Source organism: Phytohabitans sp. LZ39 (genome assembly GCF_059359075.1).
In genome coordinates, this window is the sequence record NZ_JCADBM010000007.1 from 134,465 (window position 1) to 157,108 (window position 22,644).

Annotated in this window: 18 protein-coding genes; 6 read left to right on the plus strand and 12 right to left on the minus strand. The window is 75.3% G+C overall.

Annotation, left to right across the window (positions count from 1 at the left end; all coding sequences use genetic code 11):
- The first annotated feature begins 127 nt into the window (after window positions 1-127).
- On the plus strand, window positions 128-997 hold the full coding sequence (locus AC5L36_RS16035; RefSeq protein ID WP_441216502.1) for a PAC2 family protein: 870 nt from the start codon (window positions 128-130) through the stop codon (window positions 995-997).
- Between the two features lie 174 nt (window positions 998-1,171).
- Complete coding sequence (locus tag AC5L36_RS16040) at window positions 1,172-1,963, plus strand: GntR family transcriptional regulator (protein ID WP_441216504.1); 792 nt, start codon at window positions 1,172-1,174, stop codon at window positions 1,961-1,963.
- A gap of 218 nt (window positions 1,964-2,181) precedes the next feature.
- On the opposite strand, the gene mshC is transcribed toward AC5L36_RS16040, so the two are convergent.
- Window positions 2,182-3,429: a cysteine--1-D-myo-inosityl 2-amino-2-deoxy-alpha-D-glucopyranoside ligase gene (gene mshC, locus AC5L36_RS16045; protein WP_441216506.1), complete on the minus strand. Its 1,248-nt coding sequence runs from the start codon at window positions 3,427-3,429 to the stop codon at window positions 2,182-2,184.
- Window positions 3,430-3,460: 31 nt separating this feature from the next.
- Window positions 3,461-4,099 (minus strand): LysE family translocator, encoded by a 639-nt coding sequence (locus tag AC5L36_RS16050; RefSeq protein WP_441216508.1) that lies wholly within the window; start codon window positions 4,097-4,099, stop codon window positions 3,461-3,463.
- Window positions 4,100-4,166: 67 nt separating this feature from the next.
- On the opposite strand from AC5L36_RS16050, the gene AC5L36_RS16055 reads away from it, so the two are divergent.
- Window positions 4,167-5,084: a hypothetical protein gene (locus AC5L36_RS16055; RefSeq protein ID WP_441216509.1), complete on the plus strand. Its 918-nt coding sequence runs from the start codon at window positions 4,167-4,169 to the stop codon at window positions 5,082-5,084.
- Window positions 5,081-6,205, plus strand: coding sequence for an epoxide hydrolase family protein (locus tag AC5L36_RS16060; protein ID WP_441216511.1), 1,125 nt, complete (start codon window positions 5,081-5,083; stop codon window positions 6,203-6,205). Before AC5L36_RS16055 ends, AC5L36_RS16060 begins: the two co-directional genes overlap by 4 nt.
- Here the strand turns inward: AC5L36_RS16060 and AC5L36_RS16065 are convergent.
- From AC5L36_RS16065 to AC5L36_RS16090, 6 genes are all read right to left on the minus strand, one after another.
- Complete coding sequence (locus AC5L36_RS16065; RefSeq protein ID WP_441216512.1) at window positions 6,189-7,391, minus strand: glycosyltransferase; 1,203 nt, start codon at window positions 7,389-7,391, stop codon at window positions 6,189-6,191. The two genes, AC5L36_RS16060 and AC5L36_RS16065, sit on opposite strands and share 17 nt — an antisense overlap.
- Window positions 7,388-8,974: an AMP-dependent synthetase/ligase gene (locus tag AC5L36_RS16070; protein ID WP_441216513.1), complete on the minus strand. Its 1,587-nt coding sequence runs from the start codon at window positions 8,972-8,974 to the stop codon at window positions 7,388-7,390. The genes AC5L36_RS16065 and AC5L36_RS16070 overlap by 4 nt, the downstream gene beginning before the upstream one ends.
- Window positions 8,975-9,095: 121 nt before the next feature.
- On the minus strand, window positions 9,096-10,163 hold the full coding sequence (locus tag AC5L36_RS16075; protein ID WP_441216515.1) for a nitroreductase family protein: 1,068 nt from the start codon (window positions 10,161-10,163) through the stop codon (window positions 9,096-9,098).
- The gene (locus tag AC5L36_RS16080) at window positions 10,160-13,756 is read right to left on the minus strand and encodes a non-ribosomal peptide synthetase (RefSeq protein WP_441216517.1); all 3,597 of its coding nucleotides are present in this window, start codon (window positions 13,754-13,756) and stop codon (window positions 10,160-10,162) included. Before AC5L36_RS16080 ends, AC5L36_RS16075 begins: the two co-directional genes overlap by 4 nt.
- A 37-nt stretch (window positions 13,757-13,793) precedes the next feature.
- The gene (locus tag AC5L36_RS16085) at window positions 13,794-14,282 is read right to left on the minus strand and encodes a GyrI-like domain-containing protein (RefSeq protein WP_441216518.1); all 489 of its coding nucleotides are present in this window, start codon (window positions 14,280-14,282) and stop codon (window positions 13,794-13,796) included.
- 10 nt (window positions 14,283-14,292) lie between these two features.
- A complete protein-coding gene (locus AC5L36_RS16090) occupies window positions 14,293-15,537 on the minus strand; it encodes a hypothetical protein (protein ID WP_441216520.1) in 1,245 nt (414 codons plus the stop codon).
- 60 nt (window positions 15,538-15,597) lie between these two features.
- On the opposite strand from AC5L36_RS16090, the gene AC5L36_RS16095 reads away from it, so the two are divergent.
- Window positions 15,598-15,948, plus strand: a complete 351-nt coding sequence (locus AC5L36_RS16095) for a hypothetical protein (protein WP_441216522.1) — start codon at window positions 15,598-15,600, stop codon at window positions 15,946-15,948.
- Here AC5L36_RS16095 and AC5L36_RS16100 read toward each other — a convergent pair.
- The 3 genes from AC5L36_RS16100 to AC5L36_RS16110 form a co-directional block, all read right to left on the minus strand.
- Window positions 15,945-16,136, minus strand: coding sequence for a hypothetical protein (locus AC5L36_RS16100; protein ID WP_441216523.1), 192 nt, complete (start codon window positions 16,134-16,136; stop codon window positions 15,945-15,947). The genes AC5L36_RS16095 and AC5L36_RS16100 overlap by 4 nt on opposite strands.
- A gap of 81 nt (window positions 16,137-16,217) precedes the next feature.
- A complete protein-coding gene (locus AC5L36_RS16105; protein ID WP_441216525.1) occupies window positions 16,218-19,130 on the minus strand; it encodes a glycosyl hydrolase in 2,913 nt (970 codons plus the stop codon).
- A 108-nt stretch (window positions 19,131-19,238) separates the two neighbouring features.
- A complete protein-coding gene (locus tag AC5L36_RS16110; protein WP_441216527.1) occupies window positions 19,239-20,198 on the minus strand; it encodes an NAD(P)/FAD-dependent oxidoreductase in 960 nt (319 codons plus the stop codon).
- A 66-nt stretch (window positions 20,199-20,264) separates the two neighbouring features.
- On the opposite strand from AC5L36_RS16110, the gene AC5L36_RS16115 reads away from it, so the two are divergent.
- Window positions 20,265-20,849 carry a helix-turn-helix domain-containing protein gene (locus AC5L36_RS16115; RefSeq protein ID WP_441216529.1) on the plus strand — a complete coding sequence of 195 codons (585 nt, stop codon included), beginning with the start codon at window positions 20,265-20,267 and terminating at the stop codon, window positions 20,847-20,849.
- Here AC5L36_RS16115 and AC5L36_RS16120 read toward each other — a convergent pair.
- Entirely contained in the window at window positions 20,833-22,626 is a 1,794-nt protein-coding gene (locus tag AC5L36_RS16120) for a thiamine pyrophosphate-requiring protein (RefSeq protein WP_441216530.1), read from the minus strand. The genes AC5L36_RS16115 and AC5L36_RS16120 overlap by 17 nt on opposite strands.
- Window positions 22,627-22,644: the final 18 nt, after the last annotated feature.

Genomic DNA, 22,644 nt, shown 5'->3' on the forward strand with positions numbered 1-22,644 from the left:
GCTCCAAGGTTAGTGCCCCGCCATACCGCCGCGCGTCTTGGTTCGAGGCACGCTGGACACACCCTCGACCCGCCCGGCGGGGAAGGCTACCGAGTCAGGCCACGCTCAGGCACGTAGTCTGAGACCTGTGACCGAGTTTGACGGCCTGCCGGTGCTGCGCTCGCCCGTGGCCATCGCCGCGTTCGAGGGGTGGAACGACGCCGCCGACGCGTCCACGGCGGCGGTCGAGCACTTGGAACAGGTGTGGGAAGCCAAGCAGATCGCGGCGCTCGATCCGGAGGACTTCTACGACTTCCAGGTGAGCCGCCCCACCATCACGATGGCCGACGGCGAGACCCGCCGCATCGAGTGGCCCACCACCCGCTTCATGCGCGCCAACCCGCCCGGCACCGAGCGCGACGTGGTGCTCATCCGCGGCATCGAGCCGAGCATGCGGTGGCGCACGTTCTGCGAGCAGGTCCTCGAGCTGTGCCACAGCCTGGAGATCGAGCGGGTGGTGCTGCTCGGCGCCCTGCTGGCCGACGTCCCCTACACCCGCCCCCTGCCGATCAGCGGCAGCGCCTCCGACAAGGACGCCGCCGAGCGCTACCGCCTCACCCCCACCCGCTACGACGGCCCCACCGGCATCGTCGGCGTGCTCCAGGACGCCTGCACCCGCGCCGAGGTCGACGCCGTCTCCTTCTGGGTGCACGTGCCCCACTACGCCAACAACCCGCCCTGCCCCAAGGCCACCCAGGCGCTGCTGCACCGCGTCGAGGACGTGCTCGACCTCCCGGTGCCGATGGCCGACCTGGCCGAGGAGGCGGCCGAGTGGGAGCAGCGCGTGCGCGCCGCCGCCGAGCAGGACGCCGAGCTCGGCGAGTACGTGCGCGAGCTGGAGGAGCGCGTCGGCGACGCCGGCATCCAGCCCCTCACCGGCGACGAGATCGCCCAGGAGTTCGAAAAGTACCTGCGCCGCCGCGGCGGCTCCGCGGGCCCCACCGCCGGCTCCTGGTAAAACCCGCCAAGATTTGGGCTACCGCGACGTCCGCGGTGGTCCAGACCGTCGCTCCCGCGGCCTCACCCGTCCGCCGCTGGTCACGCTGACCCCTGGTCAACCGCTCCCCCGCGTCGACGACCGTCGGCGTGTCGGGTGCGGCGCGGCACAACCTCTAGGGCATCCTAGGAAACTATGAGTATCAACCCTGGCGCCGCGGAGTTCCCGCATCGGCAGATCGCGGCGCAGTTGCGGGAGCGGATCCGGCGCGGCGACTGGGCGCCCGGTGAGCGGCTGCCCTCCATCCCGGCCATCGCGGAGATGTTCGGGGTCGCCAAGCAGACCGTGCAGCGCACCGTCGACCAGCTGCGGGTCGAAGGGTTGCTGATCACCAAGCCCGGGTCCGGCACCTACGTGCGGGGCACCCGCCGGCGGCTCAACCGGCTCTCCCGCGGCCGCTACGGCGCCCACCGCGGCTACCACGCCGACCTCGCCGCCCGCTACCGCCAGCACCTCACCGAGGTGGGTCGCGCCCCCGCGCCGCCCGAGGTGGCCGACGCGTTCGGGATCCGCGACGGCGCCGACCTCGTGGTCCGCCGCTACATCGTGCGCACCGACGACGTGCCGGTCGAGGTGGGCGCCTCCTGGTTCCGGGTGGACGACGCCGCCGGCACCGGCCTGGAGCGGCGCGAGGCCTTCGGCCGCCCGCTCTACCAGGAAGCCGAGGAGGTCACCGGCCGCCGGTACGTCTCGGCCACCGACACCATCAGCGCCCGCCAGCCCAGCCGCGAGGAGGCGGAGATCCTCCAGATCCGGCCGGACACGCCGGTACTGCACCTGCTGCACGTGGCGTACGACGAGGACCACCGGCCGATCGAGGTGGCCCAGGCGACCTGGCCCGGCCCGATGACGACCCTCACCGAGGAGTACAAGATCCCCGCCCCGACACCCGACCCCGACCCGGATCCGGGCCTGGCGCTCGGCTAGAGCTTCGGAGCCAGGGCTGGCCGCGGTCCCGAAACCTCGACGACCTCACCCTAAGCAACCGCCGCGACCGCGCGAACGGCGTCACGCCGCTGCGGCGGCTACTGCTGGTGACGGCGCCTCGATTTGGTCTGTCTCCATCGCGTCAGCAACGGGCATTGCGGACAACTGACCCTCGCGGGGTAACGCCCCCGGGTGCGCGACCCTGATCCCAAAAGTCGCTAGAGGCGCACGCCGAGCAGCGCGTCGACGGTGCGCGCCATCAGGGCGGGCGCGTCGGCGTCCTCGGCCGAGCCCGCTCCGGCCAGAGCGCGGTCGGCCCACTCGTCGACGAGCGCGAGCGCGCCCGGAGTGTCGAGATCGTCGGCCACCCTGGCCCGTACCCCGGCCAGGAGATCGGCCCCCGACGGGCCGCTGCCGGCCGCGGCGGCCGAGCGCCACCGGGTCAGCCGCTGCTGTGCGATCTTGAGCAGGTCGTCGGTCCACTGGCGGTCGGCGCGGTAGTGGTCGGCGACCAGCGCCAGGCGCAGCGCCATCGGGTCGACGCCGTCGGCCCGCAGCCGCGACACGAAGACCAGGTTGCCCTTCGACTTCGACATCTTCTCGCCGTCGAGGCCGATCATGCCGGCGTGCACGTAGTGCCGCGCGAACGGCGCCGCGCCGGTGAGGGTCTCGGCATGCGCGGCGGAGCACTCGTGGTGCGGGAAGAGCAGGTCGTTGCCGCCGCCCTGCACGTCGATGGTCTCGCCGAGCAGGTCGAGCGCGATCGACGCGCACTCGATGTGCCAGCCCGGCCGGCCCGGCCCGAACGCCCCGCCGGCCCACGCCGGCTCGCCCTCGCGGGCGCCGCGCCACAGCAGCGGGTCGAGCGGGTCGCGCTTGCCGGCCCGCTCCGGGTCGCCGCCGCGCTCGGCGAAGAAGGCGATCATCTGCTCGCGGGACAGGTTGGACTCGTACCCGAAGTCGGGCGCGGCGGCGATGTCGAAGTAGACGTCGCCGGTGCCGTCGTCGAGGCGGTACGCCGCGCCGCGGTCGACCAGCGCCGCCACCTTCTCCACGATGGCCGGGATCGACTCGACCGCGCCCACGTAGTGCGCCGGCGGGATCATCCGCAGCGACTCCATGTCTTCGCGGAACAGGGCCGTCTCGCGCATGGCGAGCACGATCCAGTCTTCGCCGTCGCGGGCCGCGCGCTCGAGCAGCGGGTCGTCGATGTCGGTCACGTTCTGCACGTACGTGACGGAATGCCCGGCGTCCCGCCACGCCCGCTGCACCAGGTCGAACGTGATCATGGTGGCGGCGTGGCCGAGGTGCGTCGCGTCGTAGGGTGTGATGCCGCACACGTACATGCCGCGCGCGGCGGACCGGCCGCCCGAGAGGTGCACGCCGCGGCGCGCCGAGTCGAACAACGCGAGGGGCTGGCCGCTACCCGGCAGCCGCGGCACCTCGTGGCCGGTCCAAGAGTCCATGACGGCCAGCCTATCCAGCGCGCCGGCCGGTCTAGCTCTTGCGGCCCTCCACCGCCAGGCCGACACCCAGCCCGACCATCGTCAGGCCGGCCGCCCCGCCGACCATGTCGAGGCGCCGCGCCGAGCGGGCGAACCAGGCGCGCGCGGTGCCGGCCGCCAGCCCCCACACGGTGTCGGAGGCGAGCGCGATCAGCGCGAACACCCCACCCAGCACCACCATCTGGAGCTCCGCGTGCCCGGCCGCCGGATCGACGAACTGCGGCAGGATCGCCGCGAAGAAGACCACCGTCTTGGGGTTGGTGACGCCCACCACATACCCCTGGAGGAACGTGCGCCGCCCCGCCACCGGCGCCGCCTTCGCCGCGAACGCCTCGCGCAGCGCCTTGCGGTGCCGGATCGCCTGGACGCCGAGGTAGATCAGGTAGGCGGCGCCGGCCAGCTTCATCGCGGTGTAGACGACCGCGGAGGTCTGCACGATCGCGCCCACGCCGACCGCGACGAGCACCGCGGCCGTGAAGCTGCCGCACGCCCCACCGGCGATGCTGGTGAACGCGACGAGGCGGCCGTACGCCAGCGCGCGGCTGATCGCGAAGAGCACGGCCGGGCCGGGCACGACGATCAGCAGCAGGGCGGCCAGCGAGAACGTCAACAGGTGTTCGGGCGACGGCATAGGCCGAGGCTACCGTGCCGCCGCGGGTCGACTGGCGGACCCGGCGCGCAGGACGTAGGCAGGGACCATGCACACGATCACGCTCGACGAGATCGAGGGCTGGACCGGCCAGCCGCTCGTGGTGTTCGTCGGGGTCAGCACGGGTGGCTCGCTCGCGCACGCCGTGTTCGACCGGTGGGCGGCCGCGCTGGACCGGCCGTGGCGGCTGCGCGGCCTCGACCTGCCCATCGACACCCCGCCCGAGACTTACCGGCGGTTCCTCGCCGCCGTGCGCGGCAACGCCGCGGTCGCGGGCGCCGTCGTCACCGCCCACAAGCTGCGCCTGTACCGCGCCTGCGCCGCCGGCATCACCCTCGGCGACGACCTCGTCGAGGTCACCCGCGAGGTCAACACCCTCGCCGCGCGGGACGGCCTCGTCCAGGGGTACGCCCGCGACGCGCTCGCCCTCTCCCACGTGCTGCCGCCGGCGACGGACGTGCTGTGCCTCGGCGCCGGCGGTGCCGGGACCGCGCTGCTGCTCGCGCTCCAGGGCCGGGACACGGCCAGCGCCACGTTCGCCGACACGTCGCCGGAGGCCCTCGACGACCTGCGCGCGGTCGCCGAACGGGCCGGCGCCAACGGGGCGCGGCTGGCCTACGTGCCGGTGCGGGGGCCCGGCGACTGCGACGCGCTCGTCGCCGGCCCGCCCGCCCCGGGGCTGGTCGTCAACGCCACCGGGCTGGGCAAGGACGCGCCGGGCAGCCCGGTGACCGACGCCGCGCCGTTCGGGCCGTCCACATTGGCGTGGGACTTCAACTACCGGGGCGGGCTGGAGTTCCTGCGCCAGGCGGCCGCGCGCCGGGCACCCACGGTGGACGGCTGGGACTACTTCGTCGCCGGCTGGACCGGCTGCCTGACCGCGATCGCGGACGTGCCGTTCACCGCCGGGGTCCTGGCCGACTTCGCCGCGGCCGCCGCCCCGTACCGTCCGGAGGAGAGGCGATGATCGACGTTCCCCAGTCCGAACTGGACGACCTGCGCGACCGGCTGCGCCGCACCCGGTGGCCGGAGCCGGAGACCGTCGACGACTGGTCGCAGGGCGTCCCGCTGGCGTACCTGCGCGACCTGTGCGACCACTGGGCCACCGGGTACGACTGGCGCCGCGCCGAGTCGCGGCTCAACGCGATCCCCCAGCTACGCGTGGAGATCGGCGGCCTGGGCATCCACGTGCTGCACGCCCGCTCGCCCCACCCGGACGCGCTGCCGCTCGTGCTCACCCACGGCTGGCCGGGCTCCGTCCTGGAGTTCCTGAAGGTGATCGGGCCGCTGACCGACCCGCCCGACCCGGCGGACGCCTTCCACGTCGTGTGCCCGTCCCTGCCCGGGTACGGCTTCAGCGACAAGCCCACCGCGCCCGGCTGGGGCGTCCAGCGGATCGCGGCGGCCTGGGCCGAGCTGATGGCGCGGCTCGGCTACACCCGGTACGGCGCGCAGGGCGGCGACTGGGGCACCAGCGTCACCACCAGCCTCGCCCAGCAGGACGCCGCGCACCTGGCCGGCATCCACCTCAACCCGCCGATCGCCGCGCCCGACCCGGCCACGTTCGGCGACCTGACCGACCGCGAACGGGAGAGCCTGGCCGCGCTGGAGAACGCCCAGCGGTGGGAGGACGGCTACTCGATGGTGCAGGCGACCCGCCCGCAGACCGTTGGGTACGGCCTGGTCGACTCCCCCGCCGGCCTGTGCGGCTGGATCGTGGAGAAGTTCCGGGCGTGGAGCGACTGCGATGGCCACCCGGAGAACGTCTTCACCCGCGACGAGATGCTCGACGACGTCACGCTGTACTGGCTGACCGGCACGGCCGCCTCCGCCGCCCGGCTCTACTGGGAGAGCATCCGCCAGGTCCAGGAGTGGTTCACCAAGTCCACGACGGACACGGTGGACGTGCCGACCGGCTGCTCGGTGTTTCCCAAGGACCTGCCCCGCCCGTCGCGACGGTGGGCGGAGAAGCGCTACACCGACATCCGGTTCTGGAGCGAGCCGGAGCGGGGCGGCCACTTCGCCGCGCTCGAACGGCCGGAACGCTTCGTCGAGGACGTGCGGGCGTTCTTCAGGCTGGTCCGCTGACCGGCTCCAGGGCCGCCCGGAAGCGGGCCGGGGTGTCGTGCTTTTCGATGGCGGTGGCCAGCTCCCCGGCGCGGACCCGGGCGGACTCGGCGGCCAGGGCGCGCCGGACGGCGGCCCGGATCGCGGCCCCGGACGCCCGGCCGCCGCGCAGCAGCCAGCCCGCGCCGGCCCGCTCCACAAGGGACATGTTCAGGTACTGGTCGAGGTTGTCGCAGATGCCGAGCACCGGCACCCCGGCCGCCAGGGCCTGGTAGGCGCTCGGGCTGCCGCCGTTGCCGATCGCCAGGCGGGCGCGCGGCAGCATCTTGGCGGCCGGCAGCATCGCGGCCACGCGCGCGTTGGCCGGCACCCGCGGCGGCGCGGGCCGGCCGGCCGTGGCGGCGACCACGGTGACCGGCAGGCCGGCCAGCGCGCGCAGCACCCGGGCCAGCAGCGGGGCACGCCCGGAGCTGCCCGGCGTCACGTACACGACCGGGCGGTCCGCCGGCAGCCCGTCCCACCACGGTGGGCAGGGCAGGTCGGGCGACCAGGTGACCGGTCCCACGAAGCGGTGCGTGGCCGGCAGCCCCGCCACCGGCACCAGCTCGGGCAGGTCGGCGTAGAGGGTGGTGTCGGCCCGGGTGTACGCGTCCCGGACGTCGGCCGGGCCGGGCGGCAGGCCGTGGCGGCGCCGCAGCTCGCGGAACACCCCGCCGTGCCACCGGCTCACCGCCTCCCGGCCGCGGTCGAAGAGGCGCTGCGCGAGCCGCACCCCGACCAGGCGGGTCAGCGTGATGTCCGGCACCGGCGGGAGCACCCGCGCGTACGGGCTCCAGTAGGCGTTCGTCACGGCCAGGTACGGCACGCCGGCCAGCCGCGCGCTCACGTCGAGCGACAGCCGGAAGTCGCCGACCACCACGTCGGGCCGGAACCGTTCGATGAGCGCCAGGTCGTCGGCGACGTACCGGCGCAGGTCCGACCCCCGGTAGAGGGGCGTGCCCCGGGCCAGCGCGCGGGCGAAGCGGGCGGCGGGGATCGTGCGGATCGGCAGGTACGCGCGCGGCGGCGCGCCGGTCAGCCCGTTGTAGCGGGGGTCCCAGGCGTGGCACACCTCGTAGGCGGCCGGGTCGAGGGCCCGCGACAGCGCGAGGCTCCGCGTCACGTGCGCGAGCGTGACCGCCTCCGCGACGAAGAGCACCCTCCTCATGGGACGGCGGTCCCGGCCTCGCCGCGGCGCAGGGCGGCGATCAGGTCGGCGTGCTTGGCCTCGATCAGGGGGCGCTTGAGCTTGCCGGTGTGGGTCAGCTCCTCGGCCCGGCCCGGCTCCCACCGCTCGGCGAGCACCGCGAACCGGGCGATCCGCTCGCCGGCCGGCAGCCGCGTGTTGGCCGCGGCCACCACCGCCGCCACGTCGTCGACGGTCCACCGGTCCGGCGGCGCGGCGACGACCAGGAGCGCGTGCGGGTCGGGCTCGCCGGCGCCGACCACGCAGGCCTGGTCGACCAGGAGGTTGGCGCGCAGGTGGCTCTCCACCCGCGTGGCCGGCACCGGCTGGCCGCCGGCGAGCCGGAAGACCTCCTCCCGCCGGCCGTGCACGCGCACGTACCCGTCGCCGTCGATCGTGCCGAGGTCACCGGTGTGCACCCAGCCGTCGCCGTCCACATGGGAGGGTGTGTCGACGTACCCGAGCATCCGGCTGCCGGAGCGCACGAGCAGCTCGCCGTCGCCGGCGGTGCGCACCTCGACGCCGGGCAGCGCGCGCCCCGCCGTGCCGATCCGGATCCGGTCCGGGTGGCCGCAGGTGGCCGCGGAGACGAGCTCGCTCTGCCCCCAGCCCTCGACCAGCGGCACGCCGGCGCCGACGAAGTACTCCTGGACGGGCTCGGCGAGCGCCCCGCCGCCGCTGAACGCGAACCCGCACTCCTCCAGCCCGGCGAGCGCGCCGGCGGCGTAGAGCTTCTCCCACACCCGCAGCACCCCGCCGAAGAACTGCGGCCGCACCTCCGGCAGGTAGGCGGGCAGGCGGCTCGGGTCGGGGCACAGGTGGACGGTGCCGGCCCGCACCAGCGGGTACCAGGTGGTGACGAACCGCTCGGTGGCGTGCGCCCGCGGCAGGTACGCCAGGAACCGGGTGCCCGGCGCCACCGGCCGGAAGCGGGCGAACGACTCGGCGTGCCACAGCACGTTGGCGTGCGTGTGCTGGACGCCCTTGAGCCCGCCGGTGGTGCCGCTGGTGTAGTTGACCGACACGACGTCGTCCGGGCGCGCGGCCCGCCGGAGCCGGTCGAACGCGCCGCCGTCGCCGCCGCGGCCGGCCACGACCCGCGCCCAGCCGCCGTCGTCCACCACGACGACGCGCGGCGCGCCGGCGGGTGTCGCGGAGGCCAGCCGGGCGGCGGCGGCACCGTCCTCGACGACGGCGAGCCGGATGCCGAGGGTACGCAGCACAGTGGACAGCTGCGCGTCGGTGAAGCTGTCGAACAGGCACACCGGCACCGCCCGCGCGTGCAGCAGCGCGAGGTCGGCGACCGCGAGCTCGGGCCGGTTGGACATGAGCAGGCCGACCCGGTCGCCGGGGCGTACGCCCGCCTCGACCAGGCCGAGCGTGGCGGCCTCGACCTCGGCCCGGTACTCCCGCCAGGTGTACGCCCGCCACTCCTCGCCGTCGCGCCATTTCAGCGCGGGCCGGTCCGGGTGGTCGCGGGCGTTGTCGTGGAACGCGTCCAGCAGCGTCCGCCCCGCCACCGCCCGGGTGATCTCCGCCGCCTCGCGGCGAGCCCCGTTGTTCACTCTGCCTCCAGGTTCGCTCGCTCGCGCGGCGCTGAAGGCGACGTCTTCCTCCGCCGCCCCGAAACCCCGACTTCGTCGGCGGGACGGCTCCGTCCAGACGCCGCCGCGCCAGCTCCCTCGCTCACTGTCCCTCCTGGATGGTCGTGAACGTCTGCCACGGCCGGCGCAGCGCCCGCACGGCCGGTGGCGGCGCCGTCGAGAGCCGGAACACGAAGACCGGCCGGGCCTTGGCCGGCACGTCGAAGGCGGCGCGCAGCAGGCCGCCCATCCACGCGACGGCCCGCTGCTCGGACGGCGTGAAGCCCTCGCCGCGAAACGCCTCCAGCCGCAGCAGCTCCAGGGTGCTCACCGTCCACGGGTGCACGGCCACGCCGGCCCGGGTGGCCTCCAGCCACAGCCGCTGGGTGGCCCGGCCGGCGGCGACCATGGCGTCCGGTGTGGACCCGGCGGTGGTGTACAGGCAGCAGACGTGCGAGCAGCCGCGCACCAGCGCCCGCGCGGTGTCGCCGAGCCGGGCGGCGGGCAGCAGCCGGCGCACCCAGGGCAGGCGGCGCAGCACCGGCAGCAGCGCGCGGGTGGCTGCGGGCAGGTCGAGCGAGCGCACGTCGAGGCCGTCGAGCCGGCCCCGCGCCTCCCGCTCGGACCAGCGGATCTCCCGCACCATGTCGTCGAACATGGCGCGGTGTCGCATCCGCACCGCGTCGGCGAGGCCGAGCGCCTCGGCCACCACCCGCTTGCCGTCCGGGTCGGAGACGGCGCTGACCGCGCTGGACGGGTCGGCGGCCGAGGCGGCGGCGGCGAGCCGGCGCACCCGCTCGTCGTCGAGCGGCGGTCCCTTGTGGAGGCGGCGGTTGGTGACCCGCTCCGGCACCGCCGCGGCGAGCGGCTCGGGCGCGGCGTCGCGGCGGCCGGTGAAGGTGAACACGACCGTGCCCTCGCGGACCGCCACCGTGTGGTCCAGCCCGCGGGCCCGGGCGGCGACCGCGACGTTTTCGGCGAAGCAGCCGACCGCGAACGCCGAGGCGTACCCGCCGACGTCGAGGAAGCTGCCCCGGGCCGGGTCGGCGCCGACCTCCAGCCGGTCGCCGGCCACGGTCACCCGCCACGGCTGGGCGTTGCCGCCGGACGGCGCGGCGACGCCGGCCGCGCAGAGGTCCGCGATCTCCTCGCGGGTCAGGCTCGTCGTCACTGCCGCGTCCTCCTCAAGGCGGCCTCGACCGCGGCGCCGATGGCGGCGAGCGGTCCCGGCGCGAGCATCTCGAAGTGTCCACAGGGGACGTGGTGGCTCTCCACCCGCCCGGACACGTAGGGCGTCCAGTCGCCCCGGGTCGTCGCGAACAGCAGCAGGTCGCCGTCGAAGACCTCGGGCGTGAACGCCGCGGCCAGCCTGGTGTGGTGGGTGGCCGCCGCCAGCAGCGCGGCCACCGTGTCACCGTCGAGGTGGGACAGCCCGGGTATCCGGTCGGGGACCTCGGGCGGGGCGGCGTGCGGGTAGGCGTCGAGGATCGCCAGCAGGCCGACCCGCTCGCCGGCGGCCCGCAGCGCGGTGGCGGCGGCGTGCGCGAGGTAGCCGCCGAACGACCAGCCCAGCAGGTGGTACGGCCCGGCGGGCCGGATCGCGCGGATGCGGGCGGCCAGGGTGGCGGCGAGCGCGCCGACGCCACGCGCCGGCTCACCGTCCGGGAGCTGGAGGCCGTACACCGGGCGGCGCGGGTCGAGGTGGTCGCGGAGCCCGGCGTAGCACCAGGCGAGCCCGCCGGCGGGCGGCAGGCAGAAGATCGGGGCGAGGTCGCCGGCCGCCCGGATCGGCAGCACGCCGGCGCGCCGCCCGCCGCCGGCGGCCAGCCCCGCGACGGTGGGTGTCTCGAAGACGTCGTGGACGGTCATCGACAGGTGGCGGGCGAGCCGGGCGGCGTGCAGCGAGTCGCCGCCGAGGTCGAAGAAGTCGTCGTCCGGGCCGACCCGCTCCAGGCCGAGCAGGTCCGCGACGACCCGGCACAGCTCGGCCTCCAGCGCCGAGGCCGGCGCTCGGCCGGGCGCGCCGGTCGGGGGCGGCGGCAGCGACCGGTGGTCGAGCTTGCCGTTGGGCGTCAGCGGCAGCCGGTCCAGCGCCACGACCGCCGCCGGCACGAGGTGGCCGGGCAGCGAGCGGGCCGCGAAGCGGCGCAGCGCCCCGCCGTCGACGGTGTGGCCGGGAGCCGGCACGGCGTAGCCCACGAGGCGGCGGTCGCCGGGCCGGTCCTCCCGCACCACCACGGCGACCCGCGCCACCGCCGGGTGCGCGGCCAGCGCGGCCTCGACCTCGCCCGGCTCGACCCGGTGCCCGCGCACCTTCGCCTGGCGGTCGACCCGCCCCAGGAAGTCGAGCTGCCCGTCCGGCCGCCACCGGGCCAGGTCGCCGGTGCGGTACATCCGGGAGCCCGGCGGGCCGAACGGGTCGGCGACGAACCGCTCCGCCGTCCGGCCGGGCCGGCGCAGGTAGCCGTGTGCCAGGCCGGCGCCGGCCAGGTACAGCTCGCCGGCGACACCGGGCGGCAGCGGCCGCAGGGCGGCGTCCAGCACGTACGCGCCGGTGCCGGCGATCGGGCGGCCGATCGGTGGCGCGCCGTCCTCTATGGACAGTGGCTGGCTCATGGTGGCGCAGACGGTCGCCTCGGTGGGACCGTAGGCGTTGACCATGCGCCGGCCGGGCGCCCACCGGGCCACCAGCTCGGGCGGGCACGCCTCGCCGGCCACGACGAGCGTGGCGGTCTCCGGCAGGTCACCGCGCCGCAGGGTGGCCAGCACCGACGGCGGCAGCGTCACGTGCGTCACGTCGGCACCGTCGAGCGGCGCGATCACGAGCGTCGCGCCGGCGACCAGCGTGGTCACCACCTCGGCGACCGCCGCGTCGAAGCTCGGCGAGGCGAACTGGAGCACCCGGCCGCCGGGCGCGATCCCGAACCGCTCGATCTGCGCGGCCGCCAGCCCGGCCAGCCCGCGGTGCGGCACCAGCACGCCGTTGGGCCGGCCGGTGCTGCCCGAGGTGTAGACGAGGTACGCCGGGTCGTCCGGCCCCGGCGGCGGCGAGGGCGGTGGGGCGGGAGCGTCGCGGACCGCGCGGACCCGCGGCGGGGTGAGCGTCAGCACCGGGCCGGCGTCGGCGAGCAGGGCCGCGATCCGCTCCGCCGGATAGTCCGGGTCGACCGGCAGGTACACGGCGCGGGCGCGCATGACGCCGAGCATGCCCACGACGTTTTCCACCCCGCGCGGCGCGCGCAGCGCCACCACCGCGCCCGGCCGGACGCCGGCGCCGGCGAGGTGGTGCGCCAGCCGGTCGGCCCACGCGTCGAGGGCGGCGTAGTCGAGCCGGCGCGGGCCGTCGACCACCGCGACCGCGCCCGGCGTCGCGGCGGCCCGCCGGGCGACGAGCTCCGGGAACGACACCGCCCGGACCGGGGTGCGCCCGCCCGCCGCGGCGGCCGTCCACGGCGGACGGACGGCGGTGGGGTCGGCGGGGCCGCGCGCCGGGCCGGAAGGCGCACGCGGGTCGAGGTCGCCGACCCGCCGCTTCGGGTCCTCGGCCGCCGCGGCGAGCAACCGCAGCAGGGCGTCCAGGTGCGCGGCGACGCCGTCCGGGCCGTAGCCGCGGCCGGTCACGTCGACCTGCGTGCCGCGCCCGTCCGGCCGCCCGAAGGCGAACACCGCCAGGTCGCCAGACGGCCCGTTGGCGAGGTTGTGCCGCACCGCCGGGTGGCCGCCGAAGCGCAGCCCGTCTTCGAAGGACATCACGTTGACGGCCGGGCCGAGAAAGCCGGTGTCACCGGTCACATCGAGGTCGCGCCGCAGGTCCTCGTACCGGTACCGCTGGTGCGCCAACGCCCGCCGCACCTCGCCGGACACCTGGTCGACCAGCTCCAGCACGGGCGTGCCGGGGCGCACGGTGAGGCGCAGCGGCACCACGTTCGCCGCCTGGCCGGGCGTGCGGCGGGCCAGCGGGGTGGTGCGGGCGGCGACGGGCAGCGCGAGCAGCACGTCGTGCTCGCCGGTCACCCGGTACAGGTACGCCGCCACCGCGGCGATCACCAGCCGGGACCAGCCGACCCCGGCCCGCGCCGCCGCGGCCGGCAGGTCGGGCAGGAAGCCGGTCCGGGTGACCGCGGCCCCCGGGGTGCCGCGCCCGGGCGGGGCCGGCGGCTCCGGGCGGCCCGCCAGCCGCTCCAGCCAGTACGCCCGGTCACGCCCGCGCTCGGCGGACTCCTGGTACGCGGCCTGCTCGGCCAGCAGGTCGGGCAGGCGTCCGAACCCGGACGGCGGGACGGGTAGGCCGCCGGCCAGCGCGGTGTAGACCTCGGCCAGCCGGGCCGTGGTCAGCACCACGCCGTAGTAGTCGGTGGCCGCGTGGTGAAAGCGCTGGTACCACCAGAAACGGTCGGCGGCGACCCGGAGCAGCGCGAACGTGGCCGGCTCGGCGGACGGCCGGTCGAGGTCGGCCCGGGTCCACGCGACCGCGGCCGCCTCGCCGGGCAGGTCGACGAAGGGCAGGTCGCGCTCGGTGTACCCGACGAGGGTCTGCTCGGGGGTCTCGCCCGCGAACCGCGATCGCCAGGCGTCGGTCTCGGCGAGGACGACCCGCCACGCCCGCTCCATCAGCGCCCGGTCGACCGGCCCGCGGATCTCCAGGTACTCCGCGAGGGTGGCGGCCCGCCCGGTGGGGTCGAGCCGGTCGGCGAGCCAGAGCCCCTGCTGCGCGGCGGACAGCGGAAACCGCGCGCCGCCGACGGCGCCGTGGCCCTCCCCCATGGCCCGCCACGCTACCTCCCCCGTGCGACACCGCCACTCAGTCGGCGACGCGCATGCTGAGCTGGGTCTCCCACTTGGTCTTGCGCGGCTCGACGCGCGGGTCGGTGAGGTAGGCCTCGTACCGGCAGCCGAAGGCGTCACCCTCCGCCGTCTCCCGGCGGTCGAGCGCCACCCCGTTGTCGCGGACCCACTGGAGCAGCGTCTTGTTGGCCCGCAGCGAGTGGTTGCGGTAGGTCAGCGTGGCGTACCGGCCGGCGGGCAGGGTGCCCGCGCGCACCCGGTCGGCGGCGTGCGGGGGCCGCTCCGCCGTGACCGCGCCGACCTCGATGTCCATCGGGCCGGCCATGTCGATGACGTGCAGCCGGAAGAAGAGCGGGCCGGCGTCGCGCCCGTCCAGCCACGCGACGAGGTCGTCCATGAGGGTGTCGCGCACCCGCAGCATGCCGCGAAACGGGGTGACCACGCGGATCCCGACGTACGGGACGGCGGGCCGCTCCTCGACCCTCGGTGGGGTGATGAGGTCCACAGGAGACTCCTCAGGGTTTTCCGCGGATGTCGTAGCGCAGCACGAGGAACGGCAGCCCGAAGACCCAGAAGGCGTGCTCCGCGCGGAGCTCACCGTCGCGCACGTAGACCTCCAGCCGTTCGGCGAAGCCGTGCACGGCGAGCGTGGTCAGCTCCCCCGACTCCGGGTCGATGTGGGTGAGGTAGTGGCCGGGCTGGTCGAGGTCGCTGCGGCTGGTCAGCACAAGACCGCCGCCGGGGCGCGCCTCGGGCACCAGTGTGGCCGTGAAGCTGGCCCGCGGCAAGGGAAACCCGACGCTCACGTAGCCCCGCCCGGCGTGCCGGTAGGTGGTGTAGACGCCGACGTAGATCGGCTCGTCGGTGTCGGCGAACGAGCGGATCCACCCGCGGATCCCCACGACGCCGTCGCCTTCCGGGCTGATCGTGTCGATCCGGCTGCGGATGCCGCGCTGCGTCTCCCGCTGGTTCATCGGCACGTTGGCCTGGCCGAGCGGGCGGGCCAGCAGGCTGCGGTAGAGCAGGTAGCCGGGCCGCACCCAGAGCCGCCACTCGGGCACGATGTCCAGCGCGAAGCGGGTGGTGTGCTCGTAGAACTCGCGCACCCGCGGGTCGACGCCGGCCGGGTCGAAGCCGGGGCCGGACAGGTCGTCGAAGTCGGCCACGATGCCGACGTCCGGGGCGTCCGCGCGGAAGTCGCCGCCGATCGCGGCGGCGAGGTCGCGCACGTAGCCGGTGCCGACGTAGCGGGTGCGGGCGGCGAGCGGCACCACGAACGGGAGGTCCGCGGCCGCCACCCGCTCCGCCAGCAGGCTCACCTGCGGGTCGCGGAAAATCAGGGCCGAGGCCGTCCGGTACACCAGGACGGTCGCCGCGGCCGCGACGGCACCGGGCGCGGACCACCACAGGGAGAGCGCGAGCCCCACGGCGACGCCGGCGACCGGGCCGAGGAGCACCTTCTGCGGCCGGACGCCGAGGAGCCCGACCACCACGCCGGTGCCGGCGGCGACGAGCAGCGGTCCGGCGCCGAGCCGGCCGGCCAGCCAGCCGAGCGGCGCGGCGAGCGCGACGCTCGTCGCGATCCGCGCCCACAGCGCCGGGATCCGCCCGGGCCGCTGCCGGGCCCGGGCGGCGGCCTCGACGGCGGCGAGCCCGGCCGCGCCGGCGACGCCCCCGCCCCAGTGCCCGGCCAGCGCGGCGCCGCCCAACGCGCCGAACACCACGGCGAACCCGACGGCCCCGGCTTTCTCGTGTGCCACGGGCGGCAATCTACCCCGGAAAACAGGCGTGGCGGCGGGGCCGACCGGGCAGACTCAGGCATGGCGTCCTACACGGTCAACCCCGATGCGGTGGCCCGGGCCCGCGAGCTCATCGAGGCCCGGCAGTACGTTCTGGACAGCGACTGGGGCGACGCGCAGCCGGCCGCAGCCGCGCAGAACGCGTACCTGGAGTCGCACTCCTGGGAGGACTACGCGCGCTGGCACCTCGGCCTGACCGACGGCGCGGCCGACGAGACCAAGGCCCGCTACGCGTTCGTGTACGGCGACTTCCGCCGCGTGCACCGCACCGCGCTCATCGCCTGCGTCTACCGGGCCTCGGAGTGGCGCCACAAGGACGTGGAGCTGGCCGCGCACGACCTGCTCCAGCTGCTGGACGCGAAGAGCGGCTAAGGCTCCACGGTTTCGTCCGAGGTGCGGTGGTCGATCCGCAGGCCGGGCGCGGGTTCGGCGTACTCCTCGCGGGCGTCGGACTCGTCGAGGATCGCCTCGGCCTGCGCCTCTGGGTCGGCGCTGCCCGCCTCCCGCTCCTCGGGCAGCAGGTGCTCGGCCCGCCGCTCGACGCGCTCAGGTTCGCTCATCCGCCTGCCATACCCCGGGTGGCACCGGGCCAACCGTGGCGCCCCGCCGCGCGGGCGGGGCGCCACTACCTGATCGGCGGATCAGGTGTACGGGAGCCGCAGCACCGACTGGTTGCCGGCACCGAGCGTGGTGGGCGCGTTGCCGATCGCGCTCCACACCTCGACCCGCACGGTGCCGTTGCCCAGGTCGCCGAGCGCGCCGGTGGCCGACGCCAGCCCCGCGGCCTGGGTGTAGTGCTCGTAGCCGGTCACCGGGTCGGTGGCGAAGTAGCGGTAGGTCTCCACCCGCTCGAAACCGCCGTTTCCGGTCAGGTCGTAGGAGACCCGCACCTGCGTGCCGTTGCCGACCGCGCCGCCCGCGTCGAGGAACAGGTCGAACCCGGTCGCCCCGCCGTTGTACGCCATCGTCAGCCCGGTCGCGGTGAAGGTGACCGGGTTGGCCGGCGTGCCGTCGTGGTTGGTCCCGCCGGCGGAGGGGACCGTGACCGTGCTCGCGGTGCCGGCCCCGGCGAGCCCGCCGCCGCTGAGCAGGTAGCGGGTAGGCGACCCGGTGGGCGGCGCGGTGGTCGGCGGCGCGGTGGTCGGCGGTGCCGTCGTGGGCGGTGCGGTGGTGGGGGGTGCCGTCGTGGGCGGGTTCGTGGGGTTGCTCCCGCCCCCGCCGCTCCACGAGAACGCCCCGGTGGTCACCGTCCGCCTCGCCGGCACGTTCACCGTGACCCCTGTGGAAAACGCCACGGTGATCGGCGAACCGGTCACATTCGACGCGACGTACGTGCGGGCGCCGTTCTTCACGAACGTGGCCGACAGCGGGTGGTTAGCCGACACCGACGTGTCCACCGTGCCCAGTGCGGCGAGGTTGCGGATCCAGTGGAACGTGTGCGCCTTGCTCTCCCCCTCCTCGGAGGTGAAGCCGCTGTTGGCCCGGAAGTTGGCCAGCGCCGCGTCGCCGTCGCCCAGCGCTTGGAACTCCCACAGGATGTCCTGCCACACGGTCGGCGGCCCGCCGTTGTTGCGCACCAGCTCGGCGTAGTTGGTGTTCACATAGGACGGGTGGTAGCCGAGGTAGAGGTGGCCGCCGGTGATCGGCAGCATGTTGATGCCCTGGATCATCTCCGGCTCGCCGCTGAACCAGGTCGCGTACGCGCCGCCGTCGCCCCACACCATGCCGACCGTCGCGTGGCCGAACGCGGCCGGGAAGTTCTCGTTCGCCGCGTCGAACCAGTACTCCTGGATCGCCGCCGCCTGCGTGGTGTAGAGGAAGACGCCCGCGTCACGCACGGCCGTGTTGCCGGTCGCCTGGCCCCACTGGATGAGCGCGTTCGCGAAGTTCTGCCCCTCGGACGACGACTCCTGGTTGTTGCCGGCGCCGAACGAGCCGTGCCCGGAGGCCCAGTCGTGCCCGGCGTAGATGTCGAAGTCGCGCAGGTACGGGAAGCGGTTGTCGCCCCGGTCGTAGTTGTTCGCGTCCCGGATCAGCAGGTCGACCATGCCGCCGTACTGCCCCGAGGTGGCCCACGCCGGGTCGAACTTGGCCAGCGTCGCCGCCGCCGCGACGAAGTACCCGTAGTGGAAGTGGTGGTCGTTGAGCTCCTGGTCGGAGCCGTACGACGCGGGGTAGCCGATCAGCGTGCCCCAGTTCGCGTTGTAGTAGAACAGCTGCCCGACCTCGCCGGAGGAGGCGGTGAGCCAGTTGTCGAGCCGGTCGCGGATCGCGGCCAGCGCGCTGTCGCGCACCGCGGTGTTGCCCACCTGGTCGGCGATCTCGGCGATCCGGGCGGCCCGGCCCAGGCCCTTGCCGGCCCAGTACGTGTCGCCGCCGGACGGCCCCTCGGGGTTGTCCCGCACCGCGGCGAGGTATGTGTTGAGCGTGTTCAAGTCCGCGCCCGTGCTGTCCGCGACCGCCGGCACCTCGGGCAGCACCCCGCGGAACGTCATCGCGGTCCGGAAGCTGGACACCCCGACGAGCGTCCGCATGGCGCCCCGCGCCGACGTGTAGGTCTCCGGCAGCGGTGAGCCGCCGCTCAGGTACCGCCACTGGTGCGGGTAGAGGCTCACGACGGTGCCGGTGGCGCTCCCCTCCCGGGCCGTGGTGGTGAACGCGTAGGTGGTGGTCAGCCCGTTGTTCGCCGGGTCGTACGCGTACGACAGCCGGGTGCCGGTGACGTGCGCGTGCGCGTACTGCCCGTACCGGTTGGCCAGGTCCACCCTGGACCCGCCGCTGGGCAGCAGCGCCACCGAGAAGTACCCGCGCCCGCCCAGCGTGGAGGTGATGGTCGAGCCGCTCACCGTCCACGTGGCACCGGCCGGCGCGTACGCCACGTAGTCGCTCCCGCCGGCCGTGAAGCCGAGCGTGGCCCCGCCGTCGAGCCACACCGCGGGCGTGCCGGCGGCGGTGATCTGGGCGTTGCCGCCGGTCGCCTGGAAGTACGCGAACGGCAGCCCGTGCCCGATCGTCGCGCGCAGCGTGCGGGTGCCGTCGGTCCAGTACGGCGACACCGTCCAGTCGCTCCAGCCGTCGACCCGCACGACCGGCGCGTTCAGGCCGGCGACCCCGACGAGGATGTCCTGGACGTACGGGTAGTGGTACTCGCCGACGCCGGTCGCGGTGCCGCTGATCGCCGCCGTGGTGGTGTAGGAGAAGCCGAGGCCGTTCGCGAACGTGTCGTACGAGACGGGATGCGCGTGCAGCGGCAGGCTGTACGCGCAGTCCGAGCGCTTGAACACCAGCGACGACCACCAGTCGTTGGTGGGCACGGCGCCGGCCGGCGCGTTCGCGGTGAGAAACTGGCGCGGGTTGCTCGAGATGGTGCCGCAGCCGGACGGCAGGGCGGCGCCGGCCGGGAGCGTCTCGGTGTAGCTGCCCGCACCGACCGGCGCGGCGTCCGCGGCGCGGGCGGCGGCGACCGCGAGGAGGCCGGCGGCGAGGAGCACCACCGCGCCGGTCGCGAGCAGTCTTCGGGGTCGTCGAGTCGTCGTCGGCGGTCCGGCCCTCATGTTGACCCCTTCAGGTCGACGGTGACGGGAAGCCGGGACGCGCCCTGACCCGCCGACGTGAGAGCGCTCTCCCAGCGGGACCAGAGTGACGGTTGTCGTTGCCGGATGTCAAGGAATTGTTGCCGGGCTGTTGCCGTCCCGATAACCGGCCAGGGCGCGCTCGGCGTCCTCGTTCACCAGGTCCATGTTGACCGCGGCGGCCGCCATCACGCCCTGCGCGGCCGCGGTCACGACCTGCGCCATCACGTCGGTGGCGTTTCCGGCGACCCAGACCCCGGGCACGTCGGTCTGCCCCATCGGCCCCGCCGGGTACGCCGCGCCGAGGCCCATCGGATGTTCCACCGGCTTCAGCCCCAGGTCGGCCAGGACCGGCGAGGACGCCACCATCCGCGACGTCACGGCGACGACCTCGCGGGCCACGACGGTGCCGTCGGAGAGCCGCAGCCCGGTGACCCGGTCCCCGGAGACCTCCACGGCGGCCACCCGCCCCTCGACGACCCGGACGCCCCGGGCGGCCAGCCGCTCGGCCTCCTCCACGGTCGGCGGCGCCGCGGTGTGGGTGAAGAGCACCACGTCCGCCGACCACTGCCGGAACAGCAGCGCCTTGTCGACCGCGTGTGTCCCGGCGCCGAGCACCCCGATCGGCTTGTCGCGCACCTCCCACCCGTGGCAGTACGGGCAGTGCACGGCGTCCCGGCCCCACCGCTCGCGCAGGCCGGCGACCTCGGGCAGCTCGTCGACCAGCCCGCTGGCCACCAGCAGCCGCCGGCCGGCGAGCCGGCCACCGCCGTCGAGGTCGACCTCGAAACCCTCCGCCGTGCGGCGGGCGCCGCGCGCCACACCGTCCACGACGGTGCCGCCATAGCGGGTCACCTCGGCCCGCCCCGCGGCGAGCAGGTCCGCCGGGGGCATCCCGTCCTGGCTGAGGAAGCCGTGCACGCCCTCGGCGGGCGCGTTGCGCGGCTCTCCCGCGTCCACCACGACCACCGCACGCCGCGCGCGGGCCAGGGTCAGCCCCGCGCTCAGCCCCGCGGCGCCGCCACCGATCACGATCACGTCGTATTCCATGCGCCCGACGATGCCTCGTTACCGGCGCACCGGCAAAGGTTCTTGCCGCTGTGGCAAACTGGCCGGGTGGACGGTGACCTGGAGGGCGTGCTGGCCGCGGTCGGCCCCCGGCTGCGGGAGCTGCGGCGGCGGCGCGGCACCACCCTGACCGACCTGTCCGCCGCCACCGGCATCTCCGTCTCCACGCTCTCCCGGCTGGAGTCCGGCCAGCGCCGGCCCACGCTGGAGCTGCTGCTGCCGCTGGCCCGCGCGCACGGCGTGCAGATCGACGAGCTCGTCGGCGCGCCGGAGACCGGCGACCCGCGGGTGCACCTGCGCCCGATCCACCGTGGCGACATGACGATGGTGCCGCTGACCCGGCGGGCCGGCGGCGTCCAAGCCTACAAGCTGATCATCGCGAGTGGACGGTCCACACCGGACCCCAAGACCCACGAGGGGTACGACTGGATGTACGTCCTCAATGGACGGCTAAGGGTCATCCTCGGCGACCGCGACTTCGTGATGGAGCCCGGCGAGGCGGCCGAGTTCGACACGCGCGTGCCGCACTGGTTCGGCAGCGTCGACGGCGAGCCGGTCGAGGTGTTGAGCCTCTTCGGCCCGCAGGGCGAGCGCGCGCACCTGCGGGCCAGGTCGGTCACCCGGGATCGGTGAAGCCCTCACCGGCCCGTTCCCGGCGCAAGTGGGCCGCGGCACGGCGGGCCAGCGGGGTGTCCTCGGCGGCGAGCCCGGTGTACATCGGCTCGATCTTCTCGTACGGCTGGAGCGGCGGCAGCAGCGGCACCGCCGGGTCGACGACGGCGTCGATCACGAACGGCCGGTCCGCCGTCAACGCCTCGTCCCACGCGGCTTCGACCTCGTCCGGCGAGGTAACCCGGACCCCGCGCAGGCCGAGCAGCTCGGCCCAGCGGGCGTACGGCACGTCCGGCAGGTGCTGCGACGCGTGGAACCGCGGCTCGCCCTCCGTCTCCCGCTGCTCCCAGCTCACCTCGGCCAGGTCGCCGTTGTTGAGCACGCACACGGCGAAGCGCGGGTCGGCCCACTCCCGCCACCGGGCGGCGACGGTGATCAGCTCGGCGAGGCCGTTCATCTGCATCGCCCCGTCGCCGGCCAGCGCCACCACCGGCCGGTCGGGATAGGCCAGCTTGGCGGCCAGCCCGTACGGCAGCGCGGAACCCATCGAGGCGAGCGTGCTGGACAGGTGCGCCGGCACGCCCGGCGGCAGGCGCAGGTGGCGGGCGTACCAGTAGGTCACCGACCCGACGTCGACGGCCACCATCGCGTCGCCGGGCAGCCGCCCGTTCAGCGCACGCACGAGGCCCTGCGGGTTGACCGGGTCGGCCGGCGCTTCGGCCCGCCCGGTCGCGATCGCGTCCCATTCCCGCACCCAGGTCTCCACCCGCTCGCGCCACGCCCGCCGGTCGCGGCGGCCGACCACCGCGAGCAACGCCGCGACCGTCTCGGCCGCGTCGCCGAGCAGCGGCACCTCCACCGGGTACCGCACGCCGAGCCGCCGCCCGTCGATGTCGATCTGCACCGCGCGCGCCTGGCCGGGCGCCGGGTAGAACTCGGTCCACGGGTCGTTGGTGCCGACCAGCAGCAGCGTGTCGCACTCGCGCATCAGCCGGGCGCTGGCGGTCGTGCCGAGGTGGCCCATGACCCCGGTGTGGAAGGGCAGCCGCTCGTCGAGCACCGGCTTGCCCAGCAGCGACGCGGCCACGCCGGCGCCGAGCCGGTCGGCGAGCTCGACCAGGCCCTCGGCGGCGCCGTACGCGCCCTGGCCGGCCAGGATCGCCACCCGTTCACCGGACGCCAGCAGGTCGGCGGCGGCCCGGACGTCGCTGTCGCGCGGCACCACGCGGGCCGGGCGGACGCCGGCGCTGGTCGTCACCACGCCGTGCTCGTGCCGCGCCGGTTCCGGGGCGGGTCTGGTCTGCACGTCGTGCGGCAGCACGACGCAGGTCGGGCTGCGGGTGGCCAGCGCGGTGCGGAAGGCCCGGTCGACGAGCATCGGCACCTGCTCCGCCGTGTGCGCGGCCTGCACGAACTGGGCGCACACGTCGCCGAAGAGCCGCACCAGGTCGATCTCCTGCTGGTACGCGCTGCCGAGCACCGTCGACACCTGCTGCCCGACGATCGCCACGACCGGCTTGGAGTCCAGCTTGGCGTCGTAGAGCCCGTTGAGCAGGTGCACCGCGCCCGGCCCCTGGGTGGACAGGCAGACGCCGACGCCGCCGGTGTACTTGGCGTGACCGACCGCCATGAACGCGGCCGTCTCCTCGTGCCGCGCCTGCACGAACACCGGCTTCCCCGCGCGCCGCATAGCGCCGAGCACCCCGTCGATGCCGTCCCCGGAGTACCCGAAGACCCGGTCCACCTCCCACGCGCGGAGGCGTTCGACAAGGACGTCGGAGACGGTGCGCTCGGCCATGCCCTGGAGGTACCCCGC